Genomic DNA, 25,464 nt, shown 5'->3' with positions numbered 1-25,464 from the left:
TTCCTGCTTCTCCTACAGTTGGAGTATACGTCAACTCGCCCGTATCAGCATCAAAGCTAACCGTTCCACCTGCTGTACCGCCTGTTTGCGTAATTGTAGTTGTTCCCTGATTGTTTGGATCTAAGTTATCCAGGTAATCATCATTGCCTAAGATATCTATCGTCTCAGCTACTCCGGGATCAGCCGTAGCATTGTCATCCACTGCTGTTGGCACAGTTGGATTTGGGTCGGTTCCGTCTGGATTACCATCACCATCTGTGTCTGGATTACCTACAACAATAGTGACCGTAGCAGTATCACATACAGCACTACCACTTGCATCATTACATACTTCATAGATTACTGTAACGGTAGTTCCTGCCTCTCCTGCAGTTGGGGTATACGTCAACTCGCCCGTATCAGTATCAAAGCTAACCGTTCCACCTGCTGTTCCGCCTGTTTGCGTAATTGTAGTCGTTCCCTGATTGTTTGGATCTAAGTTATCCAGGTAATCATCATTGCCTAAGATATCTATCGTCTCAGCTACTCCGGGATCAGCCGTAGCATTATCATCCACTGCTGTTGGCACAGTTGGATTTGGATCTGAGGTATTTGGATTACCATCACCGTCTGTATCTATAACAATCGCAGGTGTAAAGCTAACTTCATCATCTTCAGTCGGCGTATCAGTATCAACGGTAGGATCTGGTGTACTATCAGGATCGGTTTGATCACTCGCCGTAATTTCTGCGATGTTTTCATAACTTCCAGTAGACTGAACGATTACATTATAAGTCAAGTCTAGGCTTCCGCTTGCGGTAACAGATAATCCCGTCCAATTTATGGTAGTACCTGCTAAAACTCCAGCGTTACTAATATTGGTAATTGTAGAATATCCTGACTGAACGATATCTCCTACTCCAACTCCCGTAGCATCATCTGGACCGGCGTTAGCAATAGAAACCGTGAACGTAAGTTCATCACCAGGGGAGAAATCTCCACTCGAATCATTATCTCCACCCGCTGCAAAGGCTACAGATTTAGTTAATGAAAGATCTGAAGAGGCACACGCTGTACTAACTGAAGCATCGGTTACATTAGCATTAGTACCTAAGGTGTAATCCACACCCGTTTCGGTTACCAGTCCATCTCCATCTACTGTGGCCGGATCACCCGCACCAAATTGACCGCCGTCACCGCCATCTGCATTATTATCATCGTAAGCCTCATTCGCATCACTACATCCATCGCCGTCACTATCTAAATTCTGGAAGTCAAAACTTCCGTCGCTTCCTGTATCGATGGGTAACGTACCTTCGGTTGCATCTGCCTGACCGTTTCCATCAGCATCAGCACTTTCAGCATTTGAGATTGTTCCGTCTTGATTGGTATCTAATCCACCAAAACCGGCTTCGACTACATCATAAATTCCATCATTATCAGAATCCAAATCCAAATAATCCGGAACTCCATCATCATCAGTATCGTTATCACATACACCCGCAGCAGAGGGTGCAAATTGAATATTATCCAAAGCATAGTATTCTCCTGTTGGGCATGAATTTATTCCAGAGGAAATATTCTCCACTTTTATACTAATCTCATTAAGATCTGCTAATACATTTTGAAGATCTGCCAGAGATCCTGAAAAAGATGCGTCGTTAATATCGATTATAATCGTATTCCAATTACCATTTTCAAGGTTGGTTAATTCAGCATTGGTTAAAACTCGCTCAGACAAAACAACATCACCAGCTGTATTATAGAAAAATACTCTAACACTAGCGGAATTAGCTACACTAAGGTTTTGAGGCAACCATCCCGGATTACCTGTTTGACCAACACGATAGTTGTAGTGATCATATCTGAATGTTCCATTTAATAAATCACTAAAATCCAGCCCACCTAATGCGGGGCTACGCGCAAACATGCTTCCACCTGAAGGATCTGAATCCACCATATAATTTGTACCTGTTGGACTAGCACCTGCTATATTTAGATTGGCAGGACCCGTAATATCAATTGGACAACCTACATTAGCAGTTGTGCCATCTGTTGAATGAGAAGCAGGATCTGAAGAAATTTCTGCGGTGTTATTATCATTTAATGTATACCATCCTTGTGAATCAATATCAAAGGTAAATGTAGTTCCACATGGATTTTCTATAATATCTGCTATACCATCATTATCATCATCCAAATCGGCTTCATCACCAATACCATCACCATCATTATCATTTCCAACAGTAATAGTAACTGTTGCTGTTTCACAGACTGCTGCTCCACTACTATTATTACATACTTCATACTCGACAGTAACCGTAGTTGCTGCTTCAGCTGCAGTAGGAGTGTAAATAAGTGCTCCTGTAGCTGCATCAAATACTACAGTACCCGTAGCGGTACCACCAGTTTGTGTAATACTTGTTAATGGTAAATTATTAGGATTATCATTTGGTAAATAATCATCATTCCCTAATATATCGATAACATTCTCAACACCCACGATTGCTGTTCCTGTGTCATCATTCGCTGTAGGAATCGCAGGATTAGGGTCGATGATATCAGGATTACCGTCTCCATCTGTATCTGTATCACAAGCCGTGAAAATAGAGCTATCGGTAACATTGGCGTTTGTACCTGTAGTATAATCTACCCCGGTTTCGGTCACTAAGCCATTCCCATTAACTGTAGCAGGATCCCCGGCACCAAACTGTCCTCCATCACCTCCATCTGCATTGTTATCATCATACGCTTCATTTGCATCACTACATCCATCACCATCACTATCTACATTTTGGAAGTCAAAGCTTCCGTCGTTTCCGGTATCAGTAGGTAATGTTCCTTCGGTGGCATCTGCCTGGCCATCACCATCGGCATCGGCACTTTCAGCATTTGAGATTGTTCCGTCTTGATTGGTATCTAATCCACCAAAACCAGCTTCAACTACATCATATATTCCGTCATTATCAGAGTCCAAGTCTAAATAATCTGGAACTCCGTCATCATCTGTATCATTATCACAAGATCCTCCACCGGTGAAAATAATATTGTCAAGTGCGTAATATTCAACATCGGCACAATTGCCAGTATTACCGCCATTGATAAACTCAATACGAATACTAATGTAATTTAAATCAGAAAGTACGTTGATTAAATCAGCCGCGTTACCACTAAAAGTTGCGTCATCTATTGAGATATTAAAAGTATTCCAGATACCATTTTCCCAATTAGTAAACTCTGCAGCAGTTACTGGTCGCTGGGAAGTTACCGCGTTACCATTAGTATCGTAAAATCCAATAAAAATACTGGGGTTAGTATTCCAGTTGGGATCGCCTGTAAATCCAACTCTGTAGTTGTAATGTTGGTACTCAAAAGAACCTCCTACAAGTCCGCTATAATCAAGTCCTCCAAAATCAGGACTACGCAGGTACATATTCCCTCCATTAGGATCTGCATCAACGATATAATTTGTACCTGTTGGGCTGGTGCCAGAAGTATTAGTATTAGCTGGTCCTACCGGAGTGATGTCACATCCCACATTAGCCGTTATTGCATCGGTTGAGTGAGAAGCTGGATTGGCAGTTACTGAAGCATTATTATTATTATTGATCGTATACCAGCCTTGAGAATCAATATTGAATGTAAAAGCACTACCACAAGGATTTTCAACGATATCTGGGATACCATCATTATCATTATCTAAATCTGCACTATCACCAATACCATCCCCGTCTATATCGCCTTCTACGTTAATGGTTACTGTCGCTGTATCGCAAACTGAAGAACCACTGGCATCATTGCAAACCTCGTAAATCACTGTAACCGAAGTTCCAGCTTCTGATGCCAAAGGAGTGTACAATAATGCTCCTGAGTCTACATCAAAAGCTACTGTCCCACCGGCAGTACCTCCCGTTTGGGTTATTGTGGTTGTTCCTACATTATTTGGATCTAAGTTGTCCAAATAGTCATCATTTGAAAGAATATCTATTTCATTTGTGATTTCTAATATTCCAACAGAAGTATCATCTACCGCAGTCGGTGTGGCAGGATTTGGGTCTGTACTATCAGAATTACCATCGCCGTCAGTATCAGGGTCACTTACTATTATCGTAACAGTAGCTGTTTGGCAGATATTAGCACCACTTTCATTATTACATACCTCGTAAATAACAGTGACTGTTGTGCCTGCTTCTGCAAAAGTGGGAGTATAGTCTAGTTCTCCAGTGGTAGGATTAAATGAAATAGTACCATTTGCCGTACCCGCTCCTGTATCATTTATAGTGGTGATTCCTGTATTCGTAGGATCGTTATTAGCCGGAAAATCATCATTATTTAATACATTAATAATAACACTTACATTTGGATCTGTGCTACCGTTATCATCTGCTGTAGTCGGAGAAGTTGGATTAGGATCAGTACTATCAGGATTACCATCGCCATCTGAGTCCAAGTCAAGAAAATCAGGTTCGGGATCTCCGTCTGAACTTGTAGGGACGTTTCCCTCAGAGCCATCTGCCTGACCATTAGTATTACCATCATTAAAACCAGTATCTGAAGAATCTATATCACCATCTCCATCGGTATCTTGTGCTCCCAAACCAGCTTCGTCTACATCATTAAGACCATCACCATCAGAGTCTAAGTCTAAATGATTAGGATTTCCATCACCATCTACATCATATACATCTGGAATTCCATTACCATCAGCATCAGTATAGTCTGTTGTTGAACCATCACCTGCATTTCCATCATCTGAGGTATCAAAAAAGTTAGGAACACCATCCCCGTCCTCATCTCCTAGCGGATTATTCCCACCCGGAGCTTCATCTACATCTGCGATCCCATCATTATCATCATCATCATCTGCGCTGTCATTAAATCCGTCTCCATCAAAATTAGTATTACAAAAAATTGCTTCAAACGCACCCGGTTCACAACTTTCGGTTAAAAAACCTCTTAATACGCCGCGTTGGTCAACTCCACCTACAGTGGAACCGCAAGTACCTCCCGTAATTGCATTTACTACGCTAGATGTACAGGGTAATTCAAGTGTTTGCGTTGGACCGCCATTACTTGCAAGTGTTGTTGCTAATGCAATATTGGCTGTGGTATCATTATTAAAGGCAGTTGGTGTTGATGTACACAATGCAGACTGGTCTGACCAGTTATTCCCACCATCTACAATACCTCCTGAGCATATATCAGGATTAGCGCCTGAATTTGAATTCCCTACAATGAGAGAATTGGTTAAAGTTGTTGTATTTCCATTATTTTGATCGATAACACCATCTGCTGCTCCTTCATTGTATGCTAATGTAACGTGATCTAATACAGCCGTACCATCTATGCGCATAGCTCCACCAGTATTGGTTGTATTAGTAGCACCTCCTGATCCAGATATATTGAATGCTATTGTGGAATTATTGATAGAAACTGTTGATCCTATAGCAATATCCAAAGCTCCTCCATCATCACGGGCAAAATTATTATTAAGAGTTGAGTTATTTATGGTGACCGTACTTACCTCTGCCTCTATAGCTCCTCCATCGTTCGCTGTATTTTCAAAAAAAGTACAATTATTTATAATGAAATCAGTGTATTCAACATAAATAGCTCCACCGTTATCGGCTGGTTCTCCAGGATCTGCACCTCCACTCTCGGGACCAGCATTACCTCTGGTAAACGTGAGATTGTTAAGTATAATAGTTTGTGGCGTATTACCCAGATCAGTCATTAATATTCTTGCTCCTGTAGAATTACCTCCACCAAGAGTACCGTTCCATCCACCATTTAATGTAATCCCGGGTGCATTCGATCCATCAATTGTCAAATCATCTGAAATTAATAACCGCGTAACTACAGTTTGACTGGCGACCGTTGCATCAAAATCATTTGAAGTAAGAAAAATAGTTTGTCCTGCAAGACTCGCATCAAATACAATAATATCTGCTCCCGGATTCACATTAGACTGAGCGATTGCATTTCTAAGGGATCCGGCACCACCATTATTAGTATTTGTTACTGTATAGGTTGTTTGCCCGTGTGAAACCAGAAAAACAAAAAAAGCAATAATAAAAAAGGAGAAACCAGATTGGTGTTGAACAGAAGGTAATTGACGTTTCATATAATGACAATAAATGTTGGTATGAACTCACACCTACTACCATATACTAATAAGAAACTCCTCTTTAAATAAGATGTGAGAAATCCAATCTTAAATAAAGAGATAAATAAGAGCGTCTAATTGTAATTTTACAGAATAGTTAGTGTGTTATGTATTTGTAGGCTAATTTATTACGAAAAACAATTATCAGAGTCAATTCGGCAAAATTTTAGTTTAAAAACAATTTTAAAAGGATGAAATGAAAAACCTTCTTAAATAAGAACTGTCGAAATCGTTTTAGTAATTTCGACAATTAACAAAATTGTTAAAATTTTTATTGATTTAAACTCTAATTTATTGATTTCCTTTTTGGTAATCAGCGAGGAATTTTTCAAGTCCGCTATCGGTCAAAGGATGATTTAGGAGGCCTAGAATAGAAGACAAGGGTCCGGTCATTACATTTGCACCTATTTTAGCACAATCAATGACGTGCATGGTATGTCGAACCGATGCAGCTAAGATCTGCGTTTCAAACGCATAGTTATCATAAATAAGACGAATCTCATTGATCAATTGTAATCCATCGCTTGAAATATCATCTAACCTGCCAATAAAAGGAGATACGTAGGTTGCACCTGCTTTAGCGGCCAATAAGGCCTGACCGACAGAAAACACGAGTGTACAATTGGTTTTAATTCCCTGATCACTAAAATATTTGATCGCTTTGATCCCATCTTTAATCATAGGTACTTTGACCACTATTTGATCGTGCAATTTGGCTAGCTCCTCCCCTTCTTTGATTATACCCTCGTAATCTGTAGAGATCACCTCTGCACTTACATCACCTTCAACAATCTCACATATTTTCTTATAGTGATTGATGATATTTTCACGACCAGTAATACCCTCTTTTGCCATTAGAGAAGGATTGGTAGTCACACCATCTAATACTCCTAAATCCTGAGCTTCTTTAATTTGGTCTAAATTGGCAGTATCGATAAAAAATTTCATGTGATGTTTTTTAAATTTTAGTTGATGTCAAAAGTAATAAATCTTAGTGGTAGAAAGAATTGCAGCACTATAACTTATGATGATTTAATAACAATTTTTCATACCAAGTGTCTGGAAGTACATTTTTTAGAACAATAGAGAATTTTTGTAGTGGTTCTCCTACTTTATAATGAGGTCTGGGCTCTTTGATCTTCATTACCTTGGCTATTGCTTTTGCCATCTTTAGTGGACTCATCCCGGTATCTACATGAGCGTCCATCATAGCAAGTGTTTTTCCGTAAGTTTCAGCATAAGGAGAATTAGCGTTTCGTGGCGCGTGATATCTTCCATTGGCAATGTTAGTCGCTACATCACCGGGTGCAATACAGGTCATTGTTATATTGAAAGGCTTCAACTCCATACGATAGGCTTCTGCAGTAATTTCAAGACTGGCTTTACTCGCCGAATATATTCCTCTAAACGGCAAACCCATATACCCTGCAATTGAAGTGATGTGAATTATCATTCCGCTATGCTGTTTGCGCATATGTGGCAACACCTCATTGGTAAGTTCTAACACGCCAAAGTAATTGGTGTCAAAGACCCGCTTTGCTTCAGTGAGCGGAATTTCTTCTACAGCACCGGTGATTCCCATTCCGGCATTATTTATAAGATAGTCAATGCGACCTTCGGCTTCAATTAATTGTTCAACTACCTTTTTAATCGAAGCTGAATCGGTAACGTCAAGCGGAAGAAAATGCACTCCGTTTACAGGCGAGTTCATTTCTTTTCGGCTAGTGCCATAAACTGTATAGCCCTTTTGAAAAAGGAGTTCTGCGGAAGCTTTTCCAATGCCCGATGATGCGCCGGTAATTAATACAATAGGTGAAGTATGCATGGTGCAAAAATGCATCATTTATAAGTTAATCTCAAAAGCGAGAGAAAAAAACCTAAAATTAATTAACATGAACATGTAGAATACACTGGAGAAGAATGCTGAAATAAGTAAAAGTAGAGAGATTTAAATAGCTTTGAGAGATTCTGAAACATCCCGAAGCTCCAGTACAGGATATAAAAAAAAGGCAAGCGACCTACATCACACCGCTACGACCGTATACCCTTGCTGCGTTCCCGCCCTGGGGGATTCAACAGGAGCTGGTTGTGTAGGACTTGCCCGGTGCAAATATACAATCTTTACCTGCTTTGCAAAGCTATTTTGAGTTTAATATTTACCTTTGTAGGCTAAACAAATGATATGCAATTGCGTACCCTACTCATTTTCTTTTTTATCCTGCTTTCTTTCTTGAGCTGCGGAGAAAAAAACCTTTCTAAAGATGTTTCGATTGACATCCTAAACCCTAAAAATTTAAATCCTACTAAAGAGATTCAGCTTAGGCTTAAAAACAAAAAGGAGCATATCATAGATTCTGTCATTTACAAACTTGATACGACTATTTTAAGTAGGTCAACGGCAAATGAAACTATTTCAGCTTCACTTGCAGGTGCTAAATTGGGCAAACGCACTCTTAGTGCTACCGTATTTTCTGGTGAAGAAAAAGCAGAAATTAATGCTCAAGTAACTGTTTATGCTGCTACACCACCTAAGGCATATACCTTTAATATTATAAACACCTACCCGCACGATCCTACTTCATTTACACAAGGACTGGAGTTTTATAATGGTGAATTGTTTGAAAGCTCCGGGCTATACGGCAAATCAGTCTTGAAGAAAATTACAATTTCTGACGGAAAAGCAATTATAACCACCAAAATTGCAGATACACTTTTTGCTGAAGGTTTAACCATTGTAGATTCTACGTTACATTTACTGACTTGGCAAAAAGGAATTGGACTCCTCTTTAATCCGGAAGACCTCCAGCAAACCGGAAGCTTTACCTACAATAAGAGTAAAGAAGGATGGGGATTATGTTCTGATGGAAAGGTGTTGTACAAGAGCGACGGAACCTCAAAAATATGGTTACTTGATCCTGTCACTGGTAGGGAACGTGACTATATTGAAACTGTGACGCATAAAAGCATTTCTTCTAAACTTAACGAATTGGAATGGGTGAACGGTAAAATCTACGCCAATACCTGGCAAAAAGATGGCATAGCGATTATTGACCCAACCACCGGCGCAGTTGAGGGTCTTATTGACTTTAGAAGTTTACGTAAAAAAACCAGCGCTACTTCTCAAGATTACCTTAATGGGATTGCCTATAATACAATGAATGGTCATTTGTATGTTACAGGAAAAAACTGGAATAAACTGTTTGAGGTTGAAATCGTAAAAAAATAATCTCCTATCTTTCGCGTTTTATCATAAGCTAAATATTAATTCATGCGCTATCTCTATGCTCTTTGTCTTTGTTCCCTCCTTATCTTATGGAGTTCATGCCGCAATGATTTTGAGACAGAACCCAGCGCGGGGCGGCTTTCGTTTTCTAAAGACACCGTTTATCTGGATACCGTTTTTTCTAATATAGGATCAAGTACATACAATCTAAAAGTATATAATCGCAGTGATGATGATATTACGATCCCATCAGTACGATTGGCGCAAGGCGAGAACTCTGCCTACCGTCTCAACGTAGATGGATTAGCTGGTAAAACCTTTGAAAATATAGATATACTCGCCAATGACAGTATTTTTATTTTTGTTGAAACTACTGCAGATATTAATCAGCTGGCTGCAAATGCGGTAGAATTTCTATACACCGATCAAATTCAGTTTGATAGCGGTAACGATCAGCAAGAAGTTGAGTTAGTAACCCTGATCAAGGATGCAGTATTTTTATTTCCCGAAGTAATCGACGAGAGCACAGGCGAAATCGAACTACTACAAATTGGAGAAGATCCCGATACCGGTGAAGGAGTTTTTGTTGAAGGGTTTTTACTGGAAGATGATGAACTTATTTTTACCAATGAAAAACCCTACGTTATTTATGGATTTGCGGCTGTACCGCCGAATAAAACACTGGAGGTTCAAGCTGGAGCCCGCGTAAACTTTCATAGAAATAGCGGTATAATCGTGGCAAATGAGGGTAGCTTACACCTCAACGGAAGCTTAAGCACAGATCCGGAAGCCTTAGAAAATGAAATTATTTTTGAAGGAGACCGCCTTGAACCTGCGTTTAGCGAGGTTCCCGGTCAATGGTATGGCATTTGGCTCACCGCAGGGAGCACAGATCACATAATTAATCATACCACTATAAAAAATGCAACTGTTTCTTTGCAAATGGATAGCAATGATGGTACAGATGATCCTACTCTACTTATCCAAAATACTCAGATATATAATAGTTCACTCATTGGGTTGTTTGCACAAACGGCAAACATATCGGCCGAAAATGTAGTGATCAATCAAGCCGGGATTAACAGCCTGCGCATCAACTTTGGCGGAACTTATGACTTTAAACACTGTACAATCGCCAATTACTGGAACAATAGCTTTAGAAATACGCCGGCACTGTTTTTAAGTGATGGGGTTCCAGAATTTTCAGAAGAGTTGAATGCTACTTTTTCTAATTGCATTATTTATGGCAATGAAAATTTAGAACTGTGGATAGAACCTTCTGGAAATGATACCGCATTTAATTATGTATTCGAAAATTCGTTAATTCGGTTTAATGACTTCAATAATCAGTTCGCAGATAATCCGTTATACGATTTTGATAACCCGTCTATTTTTACAGAGAATGTATTTAATGAACTACCCAATTTTTTAAATGCTCAAGAAAATAAGTTACAGATTGGGCTAGACTCTTTTGCAAGGGAAATAGGAAATCCAGTGACGACTACTGCAGTCGGTGATGATATTTTGGGTGTAAATAGAACACTACCTGGTGACGCCGGAGCGTACCAAAGTATAGAATTTATCGAAGATTAAAATGAAATCTCTTCAGCCCGGGGCAGGGATTAAAGCGGCATCACCCCAACAAGTTGGGGTATATAGCTGAAAGCCCGGTTCCCAACAAGTTGGAAAGCCCCCATAAAATTAAGCTAAAACTCCGTCGCCATCAAATAAGGGTAAATGTTCCATCATTTGATGCACTTCGTGTTTGATTTCTGTAAGTACAGCCTCCTGATTCACGTTCATTATCGCACGATCAATCAAGTCTACGATGTGGTGCATATCTTCTTCTTTGAGACCACGTGTGGTAATTGCCGCAGTACCAATGCGTATACCTGATGTGATAAAAGGAGACTGCTCGTCAAATGGAACCATGTTTTTGTTAACGGTGATTTCAGCTTTGCCTAAAGCCTCTTCGGCTTGCTTGCCGGTAACGTTTTTACTTCTTAGATCAATCAACATCATATGATTGTCTGTTCCGCCAGAAACTACGTCATACTTGCGATCTACAAATGCCTGTGCCATTGCTTTTGCATTAGCTTGCACTTGCTTCATGTACGTCATGAACTCATCGCTCAAGGCTTCTTTAAACGCAATGGCTTTTGCTGCGATGATATGCTCTAGAGGTCCTCCCTGATTCCCGGGGAATACTCCACTGTCTAACAATCCAGACATTTTACGAAGCTTTCCACTTTTTAGGGTAATCCCAAATGGATTATCAAAATTCTTACCCATTAAGATAATCCCTCCTCGTGGTCCACGTAAGGTTTTGTGTGTGGTCGAAGTAATGATATCACAGTGTGGTACAGGGTCTGCCAATAAACCTTTAGCGATTAAACCGGCAGGATGTGATATATCTGCTAATAGAATCGCACCTACTTCATCTGCAATGGTTCTAAATTTAGAATAGTCAATTTCACGTGAATAGGCAGAGGCACCAGAAATGATCAACTGGGGGCGTTCCTTTTTAGCGATTTCAAGAATACGCTCATAGTTCAACATTCCGGTTTCGCGGGCTACACCATAAAATGTTGCTTTATATATTTTACCTGAAAAATTAACCGGAGAACCGTGTGTTAGGTGTCCGCCATGTGCTAAATCAAATCCTAAAATTTTGTCTCCGGGTTTTATGCAGGCATGATACACCGCTGTGTTAGCCTGTGAACCGGAGTGCGGTTGCACGTTGGCATATTCTGCATTAAAAAGTTCTTTGAGTCGATCAATAGCGATTTGTTCAATTTGATCCACTACTTCACACCCACCGTAATATCGCTTTCCTGGGTACCCTTCGGCGTATTTATTGGTCAAAATAGAACCCGCTGCTGCCATGACCTGCTCACTGGCGTAATTTTCACTAGCGATCAGTTCTAAACCATTGGTTTGGCGTTGACGTTCTTGTTCAATTAAATCAAAAATTTCAGTATCCTTTTGCATAGCAGTGCATTGTCGTTAATTATTCCTCAAAAATACGAAAGACATTCGGTTAATAATTGTAAAATGATATATTTGATACGTTAATTATCCACTAAAAATCAACATATCATCATGCCAAAATTCGCTAATGATCCTAAGAGAACCACTTGGTTATCAACACCAAAGGACACTGATTTTCCTATACAAAACATTCCCTTTGGAGTCTTTTTAACCCGTGATGATATCATTACCATTGGTACTAGAATTGGAGATTACGCCATAGATTTAGGAGCTTTACATCAATTAGGGTATTTTGAAGGTGTTGCTTTGACTGATGATATTTTTCTACAGGATACGCTCAATGACTTTATTGCAGATGGTCGCAAAACCTGGCGTGCAGTGAGAAATCGTATCGCTAAAATTTTTGACGCTGAAAATGCTGAACTAAGAGATAATGCGGACCACAGAAAGACGGTTCTTTTTACAATGGACGAAATTGAAATGCAGCTTCCTGTTTTGATTGGGGATTACACTGATTTTTATGCAAGTATTGAACATGCCACCAATGTGGGAACCATGTTTAGAGGAAAGGAAAATGCTTTGATGCCAAATTGGTTGCACTTACCAGTTGCCTACCATGGCCGAAGCTCCTCCATTATCCCTAGCGGAATTCCCATTCACCGACCGCAGGGACAAAAACTACCCGCCGGGGCCGAGAATCCTATCTTTGGTCCGTCACGCTTGGTAGATTTTGAATTGGAAATGGCCTTTATTACCACAGCAGCTAATACCATGGGAGAACCTATTCCTATTGAAGAAGCCGAGGAACATATTTTTGGTTTAGTATTGATGAATGATTGGAGTGCACGGGATATTCAAAAATGGGAATATCAGCCACTAGGACCTTTTTTAGCCAAAAATTTCGCAACTTCAATCTCGCCGTGGATTGTCACGCTGGATGCCTTAGAACCCTTTAGGACAGAAAGTCCTAAGCCTAAAAAAGAGCTCCTACCCTATCTACAGTTCAACGGAAAGAAAAGTTTTGACATCAATCTTGAGGTTGCGATCCAACCCAAAGGAAAAAAAGAAACTGTGGTTTGTCATTCCAACTTTAAATATATGTATTGGAATATGAGTCAGCAGTTGGCACACCATACGGTAAATGGCTGCCCGGTTAATTCTGGAGATTTATTAGGTAGCGGAACTATTTCTGGAAAGACTCCGGATTCATACGGTTCTATGTTGGAACTCACCTGGCGTGGTGAAAAACCCTTAAAACTCAACGAAGGCGGTGACCGAAAATTTGTAGAAGATCACGACACTATCATTTTAAGGGGATTCTCAAAAAACAAAGATGTACGCATAGGATTTGGAGAAGTGAGTACAAAGTTGCTCCCGGTGTATAAGCGTTAGATAGTTACTTCTATCTCTTTTGCTGAAATGGCGTTATGAGAAGCAGTATATACAACTTCATTATCTTTTAAGACGATCACCTGTGGACTTTGATGCTGCACGTTGAACTCTTCTGCAATAGCATTAGAGATATCCCTGTGAACGATTAAGTCTAAATAATAGATATCGGCTTTACTATCTTCTACGTCATACTCTCGCTCAAATCTACTTAATGCCATGCTGCTGATACTGCAACGGGTGGAATGTTTAAATAACACTTGAGGGCGCTCCTTAGAATTGTTTTTAATTTCATTTAATTGATCAAGTTTGTTCAGTTCTTGCCATGGAACATTCTTGAGTTCCTTTTTTGCAATATCGCGTTGGCTTTTAAATCGATCAAATATTCCCATAAATAAACAAAATGTTAAATTGTGTAAATGTATCATCTCCTTAACATCAATACTTACACATTAACGAATTACCGAAATTTTAAGTTTTAATTCCTTACATTTATTACTCTTTAACAAATTTATTAATTTAAAACGTATTAAATGAAAAAAATTACATGCTGGATGGTAGTAGTTGTTTTCTCCATTTTTAGTGTTGGAGCGCAACAAACTATTTCGTCTCTAGGAGACAATAATCCGAAGATTTTTACAAATTTAAGTGTGCCAGAGTTCGACTGCGGGCAGTCACAATTTAGCAACGCTTTTCAAAATGGTCTTAACATTACTGCTGGTGGTCAGTTTCAACAAGCAGATGACTTTAGCGTTGCAGCGGGAGATAATATTGATGTAAACAATATTATCGTTAACTTATTTAATCAGGGAGGTATTTCTTCAGTAGACATCGTATTTTACGACGATGCAGGTGGATCCCCCGGAACCCAAATCGGTACAGTAACAGGTATAGTCCCTACAGATCAAACCGTGGTTGGGAGTAACTTTGGGTTTGATATTAGCGCAGTAACATTAGATTTCGCGCCACAGACCTTTGTAGGAGGAGCTTCTTACTGGGTTGAATTAATTGGTACACCTACTGTTTCTGGCAATGCCATTTTTTGGGAAGTTACTGATGCTTCTGTTAATGGAAATGCTATTCACGGACAAGATTCTGGTGGAGGTTGGATTCCTCAAAGTGATGCCAACTCTGGTCAACCCTACGATGGGGTTTGGATTTTATCAGGTGACTGTGATTTAGCTCCTAATGACGAACCTGATGGCGCCATTGCACTCTCTTGTGGTGCAAATGTCACGGGAACTATAGTCGGTGCGAATGACACCGCAGGCGGTGCAGGACCAGATGTATTTTACACGTATACGGGTCAAGGTTTTCCTGAAGATATAACTGTTTCGCTTTGTGGAGATGGGACAGATTATGATTCACGCATTAGAATATACGACGACATTACATTGGCTAACGAAATTGCTGTAAATGATGACTTTTGTGGTTTACAGTCTGAAGTAACATTTAATTCTGATGGAGCAACGACATATTACATTTTAGTAGGAGGATTTGGAACAAGTGAAGGGAACTTTGAACTTGATTTAATTTGTCCAACTCCTGCAAGAGCTCAAATTATCCATAATTCAGCTGATGCTGCGGCTGCCGTGGTTGACGTATATGGAGATGACGTATTGCTTATTGATGATTTTGAATTTAGAACTGCTTCACCATTTGTGGAATTACCTGCGGGAGTTCAACTTACTCTTGGAGTAGCTCCAAGTAATAGTACTTCATCTAGTGATGCGATCTATACGTTAGACGTGACATTGGATGCCGACGAGACCTATATTGTTGTGGCTGATGGAATAGTTAGTGATACCGGTTACTCTCCAGATCAAGACTTTTCGCTTGAGGTCTTCGCAATGGCAAGAGAAGCCGCCGCAAGTTCTGGAAATACAGATGTTTTAGTACACCATGGTTCTACTGATGCTCCTACCGTTGATGTGGTTGAAACCAGTGTCCCTGCAGGAACTATTGTAGATGATATTTCTTACCCAGAGTTTCAAGGATACTTAGAACTGGGTACAGCGGATTATGTGTTGGATGTAACCACAGCAGACGGCTCAACTGTAGTAGCGTCTTATGAGGCTCCATTAGCAACGTTAGGACTTACTGATGCTGCTATTACTGTCTTAGCCTCAGGATTTTTAGATCCCTCTCAAAATAGCGACGGAGCAGAATTTGGCCTATGGGTTGCCTTGGCTCAAGGTGGACCTTTAGTAGAACTACCACTTATACCGCCACCACCAGCTTGTGGAGGTAAATTTTATGATACAGGTGGACCAAATGGAGATTTTGATAACAATGAAGATTATGACATTACTATTTTACCTGACAATGCAGGCGATATAGTTACAGCTACCTTCACATTTGTTGATAATGGACCACCTGCTTTTGATCAGTTATTCGTAGATATAGGAGATGGAAATTTACAACAAGTACCTAATGTTGCAGCCGGTGATCCACCAGTGGTATACACATCCGTTGCTGCAGATGGTTCATTATTCTTCTCGTTTACCTCTACAGGAGTTGTTCCTAATCCGGGATGGGAAGCTGATATAACCTGTTCTGCTGCTCCTGCACGAGTGCAAGTCATTCATAATTCACCAGATCCAGATGCACAAACAGTAGATGTTTATCTAAACGATGATTTATTGTTGGATGACTTCCAATTTAGAACGGCAACATCATTTATCGATGCTCCCGCAGGAGTACCATTGACTATTGATGTCGCTCCAGGTGATAGTGATGATTCTGGTGATTCTATCTTTGAATTGACTGTAACACTAGATTCTGATGAAACATACATCATCGTAGCAGATGGGGTCGTGACTGATCCTGATGCAGGTGAAGAGTTTAGCTTAGAAGTATTCACCGGTGCCAGAGAAACAGGTACTGACCCTGCTAACACAGATGTATTAGTTCATCATGGTTCGCCTGATGCTCCTACAGTAGATGTGGTAGAAACCAGTGTTCCTGCAGGTATAATTGTAGACGATATTAGCTATACAGATTTTCAGGGATATCTTTCTTTACCAACAGCAGATTATACAGTAAGTGTAACCACAGCTGATGGTGCAACCGAAGTAGCAGCATTTTCTGCTCCTTTAGCGACCTTAGGTCAGGATGGAGCAGCAATCACTGTTTTAGCTAGCGGATTCTTAGCACCAGAGGCAGGAGAACCAGAATTTGGTCTATGGGTAGCTTTAGCAACTGGAGGAAACTTAATTGCATTACCAACTGCTCCGTTGAGTATTAATGGAAATACCATTGAAGGTGTAAGTGTATATCCTGTTCCTGCTAGTGATGTGTTGAACATCAGAGCTCAAAATAATGTAGAGCAAATTGAAATATTCAATTTACTGGGACAACGCGTGTTTATGCAAAAAGCAGGAAGTACAACGGCTTCCTTTGATATTTCTGAACTCAGTGCAGGAAACTATATCCTAAGAGCTACAATTGGTGGTCAAATAGGAAACTATCAGATTATCAAAAAGTAGATTAGTTTTTAATAACCAATTAAAATTGGAAAGCCGTCCTCAATTATCTTGAGGGCGGTTTTTTGTTATTTAATAGAAATATGTCATTGGACGATAATTTTTTGAAGTTGTCGAATATTTTTAGACTTTCTAATTTAAATATTATATTCATCCCTTATTAACGCAACCTATACTTTATGAAAAAAATTACATTTGTTTTTGCGCTCTTATTATCTGGCGTAATTGGAATAGCCCAAACAACACTAACGCAAAATTCTGGAGATGTTACCGGAACGAATAGTGTTGGATGTCCTGGAGGAGACAACGATTGGGCTAGAAATTTTGTTTTAGCAGATTATGGTATATCTGCTGATTTTAATCTGACGTCAGGATCTGTGGGAGTACAATCCACAGATGGAAGTGGAACATCCATCACCGTAAATGTTTACGCTACCGATGCAGGATTCCCAGGAACATTTGACACGGCTAACCTACTTGGAAGTCAAGTGGTTGCGGTAGATGCCGCGACGGTAGAGACTACGGTGGACTTTGTTTTTGACACACCAATCCTCATACCGGGAGGTACTCAATCGATCGCCGTTGCAGTAGTTGTACCCCTTGGAAACAACTTTTTTATAGGCGGAACACCTACTGAGACTACAGAATCTTTTTTGAGATCAACTAATTGTAGTGTTGCTGATTATGTTACTCCGAGTTCAATAGGATTTCCAGACGCCAATCCATTAATTGAGGTATCAGGATCACTTGCCGGACCTAACACTACCTGTGGTTTTGCTGCAACGGCAACACTTGGTATCAATAGTGCAGTGGGAATGGATAATACAGATGGCGGAGCCGTGGATGGATGTTACTCTTCCGGAACAGATGCTTTATGGTATAGGTTTACAGCAGTTGAAACAGGTGAACTGACGATTACCTCAGACGTTAATGGCCAAACTCAAGACACACGCTTATCAGTATATGATTCATGTACCGATTTAAATTGTCTTGGAAATGATGATGATGGCGGAACAGGGCTTACTTCTTCTCTAATATTATCGTTAGAAGCCGGACAATCAATTTTTTTAGAATGGGATGATCGCTGGAGCGAAGCTGATTTTGATTTTGAATTGTCCTTCAACGTTACTTGCGCAAACCCTATCAATCTTATCGTAGCTAGTGAGGCAGGGATATCTGCCGAACTGGAATGGGACGATGCTGCTGATGCTGTCAATGGATATGTCGTAGAAGTATATAACAGTGGAGATGATCCAGACATTGATACTCCTGTTTTCACCGAGAATGTTCCAACAGGAACTTCTAATGTAACGGTAACAGGGTTAAGTGAAGTCTCTTCTTATGACGCTTACGTTAGTTCAGACTGTGATGCCGGAGGAATTTCTGGTGCGACAGTTGTTTCTTTTGAAACAGGATTTTTACCTCCGGCTTGTGGAGGTAATTTTTACGATACTGGAGGGCCAGGATCAGATTATCAAAACAGTGAAAATTTAACTACTATCATTACTCCGGATAATGCTGGTGATTTAGTAACAGTAACATTTACAGCTTTCAATATTGAAAACGGATTTGACGAGTTGATAGTATATGATGGTCCAGATGCTGGATCTCCTCAACTGGATATACTAACTGGTGACCTATCAGCAAATGTACCCTTTTCCTTTACATCATCTGATGCGAGTGGATCACTCACGTTTGTATTTACTTCTGATGGTAGTGTTACAAGAGCGGGTTGGGAAGCAGATGTAACTTGTGCTGTTGCTCCTGCACGAGTGCAAGTCATTCATAATTCACCAGATCCAGATGTACAAACAGTTGATGTTTATCTAAACGATGATTTGTTATTGGATGATTTCCAATTTAGAACGGCAACATCATTTATCGATGCTCCCGCAGGAGTACCATTAACTATTGATGTCGCTCCAGGTGATAGTGATGATTCTGGTGATTCTATCTTTGAATTGACTGCAACACTAGATTCTGGTGAAACATACATTGTCGTAGCAGACGGGGTAGTAACTGATCCTGACGCAGGCGAAGAATTTAGCTTAGAAGTATACGCCGGCGCCAGAGAAACAGGTACTGACCCTGCTAACACAGATGTACTAGTTCATCATGGTTCGCCTGATGCTCCAACAGTCGATATTGTAGAAACCAGTATCCCTGCCGGTATAATTGTAGACGATATTAGCTATACAGATTTTCAGGGATACCTTTCTTTACCAACAGCAGATTATACTGTGAGTGTAACCACGGCTGATGGCGCTACTGAAGTTGCGGCATTCTCTGCTCCTTTAGCATTATTAGGTCAAGAAGGCGAAGCAATCACCGTTTTAGCAAGTGGATTCTTAGCACCAGATGCAGGAGAACCAGAATTTGGTCTATGGGTGGCACTACCCATCGGAGGAAATCTCATCGCACTACCAACTGCTCCATTAAGCATAAATGGAAATACCATTGAAGGTGTAAGTGTATATCCTGTTCCAGCTAATGATGTGTTGAACATCAGAGCTCAAAATAATGTAGAGCAAATTGAAATATTCAATTTACTGGGACAACGCGTGTTTATGCAAAAAGCAGGAAGTACAACGGCTTCCTTTGATATTTCTGAACTCAGTGCAGGAAACTATATCCTAAGAGCTACAATTGGTGGTCAAATAGGAAACTATCAGATTATCAAAAGGTAGATTAGTTTTTAATAACCAATTAAAATTGGAAAGCCGTCCTCAATTATCTTGAGGGCGGTTTTTTTATACTGTCAAAATGTCACTGGCTAGAACAATATTTCAGACATTTTAACAGGTGTTTAACAGCGGTGTAATTATTGAAATAGTGTTAAAAAAATTGACTTAAACATTTCAAGATATGAACACAAATAATTTAACCATAAAAACCCAAGAGGTACTTCAACAAGCGCAATTGCTTGCGCAAGAGATGGGTCATCAACAAATAGAAAATGAGCATATATTTAAAGCTATTTTAGCTGTGGATGAAAATGTCGCACCTTATCTCTTAAAGAAGTTAAATCTTAATATTCCCCTACTCGATCAATTAATTACTAAGAATTTAGAGAGTTTTCCAAAAGTCTCAGGTGGGGATATTATGTTTTCTAGAGAAGCATCAAAAGCTTTTAATGAAGCCAATATTAGTGCCAAGAAAATGAACGATGAATACGTTTCCATTGAACATCTTATGTTGGCAATTTTTAAATCTACCGGAACTGTAGGGCAAATACTCAAGGACCAGGGAGTAACTCAAAAAGGATTAGAAGCAGCTATTCAAGAATTACGCAAAGGAGGCAACGTCACTTCTCAAAGTGCAGAAGAAACCTATAATTCCCTAAATAAATATGCCAAAAATCTTAATCAGCTGGCCAGAGATCAAAAGCTTGATCCTGTTATTGGTAGAGACGAAGAGATAAGAAGAATACTTCAAATCCTCTCGCGTAGAACAAAAAATAATCCTATGCTTGTAGGTGAACCAGGAGTAGGTAAAACAGCAATTGCTGAAGGTTTAGCGCATCGTATTGTGGATGGTGATATTCCTGAAAATTTAAAAGAGAAAGAAATATACTCCTTGGATATGGGAGCACTTATCGCCGGAGCAAAGTACAAAGGAGAATTTGAAGAACGTCTAAAAGCCGTTATTAAAGAAGTCACTGATAGCGATGGAAATATAGTTCTCTTTATTGATGAAATTCATACGCTTGTGGGTGCCGGTGGCGGACAAGGAGCTATGGATGCAGCCAATATTCTTAAACCCGCCCTAGCCCGGGGTGAACTAAGAGCAATTGGTGCAACCACGTTAGATGAATACCAAAAGTATTTTGAAAAAGACAAAGCGTTGGAACGCCGTTTTCAAAAAGTAGTGGTAGATGAGCCTGATACTGAAAGTGCGATCTCTATTCTACGCGGAATTAAAGAAAAATACGAAACACATCATAAAGTTCGAATTAAGGATGAAGCCATTATCGGAGCGGTAGAGCTGTCTCAACGTTACATTACTACTAGATTTTTGCCTGATAAGGCTATAGATCTTATGGATGAAGCGGCTTCTAAATTGCGTATGGAAATCAACTCCAAGCCCGAAGAATTGGATGTACTGGATCGCAAGATCATGCAGCTTGAAATTGAGCTTGAAGCAATTAAACGTGAAAATGATGAGAGCAAGCAAAAAATCTTAAAAAGTGATCTGGCGAATCTCAAAGAAGAGCGAAATGCGCTAAACGCAAAATGGCAAAGTGAGAAAACGCTTGTTGACAATCTTCAGCAAGTGAAAACTGACATTGAACAATATAAAGCTGAAGCAGATCGCGCAGAGCGTGAAGGTGATTTTGGTAAAGTAGCAGAGCTTCGGTACGGTAAAATTAAAGAAGCTCAACAAGAACTTGAAACCCTTCAGCAAGAGATTTCCGCACAAAGCGAAAGTAAATTGATTAAAGAAGAAGTATCTTATGAAGATATTGCCGAAGTTGTTGCAAAATGGACTGGCATACCCGTCACCAAGATGCTACAGAGTGATCGTGAAAAATTACTTCAGCTTGAAGAAGAGTTACACAAACGCGTGGTCGGACAAGAAGAAGCTATTGAAGCGGTAAGTGATGCTGTACGTAGAAGCAGAGCGGGATTACAAGATCAAAAGAAGCCGGTAGGATCTTTTTTATTTTTAGGAACAACCGGGGTAGGAAAAACCGAACTTGCTAAGGCATTGGCGGAGTATCTCTTTAATGATGAAAATGCTATGACGCGTATTGATATGAGTGAATATCAAGAACGTCATGCGGTAAGCAGACTTGTAGGTGCGCCCCCGGGATATGTAGGATATGATGAAGGTGGACAATTAACCGAAGCGGTTCGACGGAAACCATACTCCGTTGTCTTGTTAGATGAAATAGAAAAAGCTCACCCAGATACTTTTAATATTCTACTACAGGTTTTAGATGAGGGTAGACTTACCGATAACAAGGGGCGTCTCGCCGACTTCAAAAATGCCATTATCATTATGACTAGCAATATGGGAAGTCATATTATTCAGGAGAAGTTTGAAGCTGTAAAAGATGTGGATACTGCGATGGAAAGTGCTAAAGTAGAAGTTTTAGGCTTGTTGAAACAAAGCGTAAGACCAGAATTTTTAAATCGAATTGATGACATTATTATGTTTACTCCGCTAAGCGAAAAGGATATTCACAAAATTGTTTCGCATCAGCTTAAGGGGGTGAGTAAGATGTTAGCGCAACAAGGTATAACGCTAGATGCAACCCCACAGGCCATCTCTTACTTATCTAAAGAAGGATTTGACCCTCAATTTGGAGCACGACCGGTGAAAAGAGTGATTCAAAAACGAGTACTCAATGAACTTTCTAAACAAATTCTTTCTGGAAAAATCAATACAGAGAGTATAATTTTACTGGATGAATTTGATAGCCAATTGGTTTTTAGAAATGAGGTAGTAACAAATCCAATTGTTTAAAGACGTATATGGTGTAAATTAGATGGGTTATTAAACACCGGAGATATCATAAGATTCTTCGGTGTTTTTATTGGAATATTATCTAAGGTGTAACAAGTTGACGTTTAGATCGTCATATTAATATCAATCAAAACTAAATCACCATGAAATCAATCAAAAAAGTAAAACGAAATCGAATTTTATTGTATTACAGTCTATTAATTTTTAGTGTAACTATTGCTCATTTTGCGGCAATAATAGTCAATCAATAATACCTTATTATTTGTGTAAATCCTATTTATCCTACATTTGAGGAATGAATAGGATTTTTTTGCGCCTTATAATTAGCCTAACCTGCATTTCTTGTGGTGTAAAACACTCTAGCATCCCACAAAAACAGCTAAAACTACTGGATGAATACATTTTTGCTCCGGATCTTAAATTTAAAGAAACTCTATTTGGCGGCATATCAGGGATAGATCCTGTTTCTCAAAATAAATATGTTGTCATATCTGATGACTCCTCTAATCCCAGATTTTTTACTATACAAATTGAATTTTCGGGTAAATCAATAGATACCGTTCTTATTGATAAGATGGTAAATATGAAAACATCTTCAGGATATTTTAAGGATCAACAACTTGATTTAGAAAGTATTCGATACGATCATGTTTCTTCTTCCTACCTAATCTCAAGTGAAGGAAGTATTAATACGCAAAAGAATCCTTTTGTTGCTAAAATTGATGCTGAAGGTAATTTTATTACATCGTATAGTCTACCGGATTATTTTAGCGCTAATAGCTCTGCAAAACCTAGAAATAACGGTACACTTGAAGGATTATCCAAAAAACCGGAAGACCAAGGATTTTGGGTTGCGATGGAATTACCGCTCACCATAGATGGACCAGAACCCCAACTTACTCCAAGTTTTTCACCTGTACGTATAACATACATTGATCCCGGCGATGATCTAAATAACAAACAATTTGCGTACTTGCTTGAACCCATCGCAAAAACGCCTTTGAAAGCTTTTGCGGTAAATGGACTCACAGACTTAATTGAATATGCGGTTGATAAATTTTACATTATAGAACGCGGCTACAGCAGCGGGTACGGATCTAAGGGAAACACAGTTCGAATATTTAATGTAGACGCTACTCAGGCCACTAATACCTTATCTATATCGTCCTTGAAAAAAGCCAAAAATCTTAAAGTCGCCAAGAAGTCTATCCTGTTTGATTTCAATTGGATAAAGGATCAATTAAAAGAGGGAGTGATCGATAATATTGAAGGCATTTGCTTTGGACCTACCCTATCTAATGGAAACCAAACATTATTATTAGTGGCGGATAATAACTTTAATACACTAGGCAAACAACTCAACCAGTTACTTTGGTTAGAAATACTTGACTAATCGCTTATCGTCAAACGACACCTATTTCGTCAAAATACATACTAATACGCCTTTTATCGGCATTAATGTGTGTTTACTATTGATTTTTAAATAGTTAAATATTAAAATAGTTGTCTTTTTATCACTAAGTAATATTGATTTAAACGTCATATTTGTTAATTTATTGTTAAATATATATGCATTTTGTCGTTCACATGTGTTCTATGTCGTATGTTTGTCTTGTCAATACGAAATAACAATACCAAAATCCTACTATTATGAAAAAGTTTGTTTACACCTCCGCTCTAGTTTTCGCCTTCGCTCTTGCTCTTGTTGCCTTTAAAGGAAACTCTAACAGTGAAGCTACAACTGCTAACGCCATGCACATGACAAATATCAATAACATGGCCTTATACATGACTATTGAAACAAACTTCTCTCCCATCATCTCTGAGGTAGCCTCTGTATCTGCCTATAAAGATTATGATGATAATTCATTCTTTTACTTAGTAGAGGGATTTAAAAATGACACTCCTACTACCTTTATGCTTAAGATTGATGAGCAGGATTATGTAAACCAAACCTATACCTACATCGACTTCTCTAACATAACTATCAACGATAATACCCAATTCTGTACCACAAGAGGTGCGAGCAGTAAGTTCTTACCTGCTAAAGAATGTTCTCCCCAAGATAATACATTAGCTAAAATCTGTGCAGTGTTTCAAGATGGAAACTGCTTGTAATAGAACTGCTGTTGACGCACTAAGTATTACCCCTTATTGCTGTTTAAGCAAAAGGAACGTGAACTTAACCTATAAAATAGAAACTGGGATTGAAAAAACCTTCACAAGATGTGAAGGTTTTTTGGTTTGTAACAATTTTATTAAACCATTATAGCATGTAATCCTAGTTTTTACTAAATTTAAGAAACTAAATTTAAAAATCATGAAAAAATACATAGCCATTCTATCTCTCTTCGTTGTATTTATCGCATGTGATGATGCTGAAAAGAAAGATTTATCTCAAAAATTTGATCAACTTCAACGTCAACACGATAGTATATCTAAGGTTCATAATCAATTCCAATCTGTGCACTCACAGATGTCAAAAAAGCATGAGGATTTTAAAACTCAACTACAAGGTATGAAGATTCAAGACTCCACACTTCTAGAAGATATTGCTAAGCACGAAGTCATTTTAAAGAAACATGATGCACTATTGAAAGGGCATGATGAAATGATAGCTGCACATAAAGAACTAAAGAAAGGTTTTGGTGAAAAATCAACTGCTGAAATGGAAGTACAGATAGCTCAAATGATCAAAACGCATGATCTATTAATGAAAGAGCATGCTTCCATGAAAGAAGAACACATTATGATTGAAAATG

14 protein-coding genes and 1 other RNA gene are annotated in these 25,464 nt (G+C 39.2%); 9 read left to right on the top strand and 6 right to left on the bottom strand.

The window, feature by feature from the left end; all coding sequences use genetic code 11:
* The 4 genes from ABD000_RS07825 to ffs form a co-directional block, all read right to left on the bottom strand.
* Positions 1 to 6,103: beta strand repeat-containing protein (locus tag ABD000_RS07825; protein ID WP_425545356.1), on the bottom strand; the 6,103-nt coding region annotated here is incomplete at its 3' end.
* Positions 6,104 to 6,436: 333 nt separating this feature from the next.
* Positions 6,437 to 7,093, bottom strand: a complete 657-nt coding sequence (fsa, locus tag ABD000_RS07820) for a fructose-6-phosphate aldolase (RefSeq protein ID WP_343765656.1) — start codon at positions 7,091 to 7,093, stop codon at positions 6,437 to 6,439.
* A gap of 67 nt (positions 7,094 to 7,160) precedes the next feature.
* Positions 7,161 to 7,988 (bottom strand): SDR family oxidoreductase, encoded by an 828-nt coding sequence (locus ABD000_RS07815; protein ID WP_425545355.1) that lies wholly within the window; start codon positions 7,986 to 7,988, stop codon positions 7,161 to 7,163.
* 161 nt (positions 7,989 to 8,149) lie between these two features.
* Positions 8,150 to 8,248: signal recognition particle sRNA small type (ffs, locus tag ABD000_RS07810), an RNA gene on the bottom strand.
* Positions 8,249 to 8,327: 79 nt separating this feature from the next.
* On the opposite strand from ffs, the gene ABD000_RS07805 reads away from it, so the two are divergent.
* Positions 8,328 to 9,371 carry a glutaminyl-peptide cyclotransferase gene (locus ABD000_RS07805; RefSeq protein WP_343765654.1) on the top strand — a complete coding sequence of 348 codons (1,044 nt, stop codon included), beginning with the start codon at positions 8,328 to 8,330 and terminating at the stop codon, positions 9,369 to 9,371.
* Positions 9,372 to 9,413: 42 nt separating this feature from the next.
* Positions 9,414 to 10,961, top strand: coding sequence for a hypothetical protein (locus ABD000_RS07800; protein WP_343765652.1), 1,548 nt, complete (start codon positions 9,414 to 9,416; stop codon positions 10,959 to 10,961).
* A 108-nt stretch (positions 10,962 to 11,069) separates the two neighbouring features.
* Here the strand turns inward: ABD000_RS07800 and glyA are convergent, their stop codons facing one another.
* Complete coding sequence (glyA, locus tag ABD000_RS07795; RefSeq protein ID WP_343765649.1) at positions 11,070 to 12,359, bottom strand: serine hydroxymethyltransferase; 1,290 nt, start codon at positions 12,357 to 12,359, stop codon at positions 11,070 to 11,072.
* 111 nt (positions 12,360 to 12,470) lie between these two features.
* Between glyA and fahA the strand changes: the two genes are divergently transcribed.
* Positions 12,471 to 13,751 carry a fumarylacetoacetase gene (gene fahA / locus ABD000_RS07790; protein ID WP_343765646.1) on the top strand — a complete coding sequence of 427 codons (1,281 nt, stop codon included), beginning with the start codon at positions 12,471 to 12,473 and terminating at the stop codon, positions 13,749 to 13,751.
* On the opposite strand, the gene ytxJ is transcribed toward fahA, so the two are convergent.
* The gene (gene ytxJ / locus ABD000_RS07785) at positions 13,748 to 14,140 is read right to left on the bottom strand and encodes a bacillithiol system redox-active protein YtxJ (RefSeq protein ID WP_343765643.1); all 393 of its coding nucleotides are present in this window, start codon (positions 14,138 to 14,140) and stop codon (positions 13,748 to 13,750) included. The two genes, fahA and ytxJ, sit on opposite strands and share 4 nt — an antisense overlap.
* 141 nt (positions 14,141 to 14,281) lie before the next feature.
* On the opposite strand from ytxJ, the gene ABD000_RS07780 reads away from it, so the two are divergent.
* The 6 genes from ABD000_RS07780 to ABD000_RS07755 all read left to right on the top strand — a co-directional run.
* Positions 14,282 to 17,236: a DUF4397 domain-containing protein gene (locus ABD000_RS07780; protein ID WP_343765641.1), complete on the top strand. Its 2,955-nt coding sequence runs from the start codon at positions 14,282 to 14,284 to the stop codon at positions 17,234 to 17,236.
* A 176-nt stretch (positions 17,237 to 17,412) separates the two neighbouring features.
* Positions 17,413 to 19,920, top strand: a complete 2,508-nt coding sequence (locus ABD000_RS07775; protein WP_343765639.1) for a DUF4397 domain-containing protein — start codon at positions 17,413 to 17,415, stop codon at positions 19,918 to 19,920.
* A 178-nt stretch (positions 19,921 to 20,098) separates the two neighbouring features.
* On the top strand, positions 20,099 to 22,702 hold the full coding sequence (gene clpB / locus ABD000_RS07770) for an ATP-dependent chaperone ClpB (protein ID WP_343765637.1): 2,604 nt from the start codon (positions 20,099 to 20,101) through the stop codon (positions 22,700 to 22,702).
* A 295-nt stretch (positions 22,703 to 22,997) separates the two neighbouring features.
* Entirely contained in the window at positions 22,998 to 24,095 is a 1,098-nt protein-coding gene (locus tag ABD000_RS07765; protein WP_343765633.1) for an esterase-like activity of phytase family protein, read from the top strand.
* Positions 24,096 to 24,352: 257 nt separating this feature from the next.
* Complete coding sequence (locus tag ABD000_RS07760; protein WP_343765630.1) at positions 24,353 to 24,820, top strand: hypothetical protein; 468 nt, start codon at positions 24,353 to 24,355, stop codon at positions 24,818 to 24,820.
* Positions 24,821 to 25,022: 202 nt separating this feature from the next.
* Positions 25,023 to 25,464, top strand: a 442-nt coding sequence (locus ABD000_RS07755; RefSeq protein ID WP_343765627.1) for a hypothetical protein, incomplete at its 3' end; no start/stop codon positions are given.

Origin of the sequence: Gangjinia marincola, assembly GCF_039523415.1 — a bacterium.
Classification (GTDB): domain Bacteria; phylum Bacteroidota; class Bacteroidia; order Flavobacteriales; family Flavobacteriaceae; genus Gangjinia; species Gangjinia marincola.
Note: the sequence above shows the minus strand (reverse complement) of the source record. Positions and strands in the feature narration are given on the sequence as shown.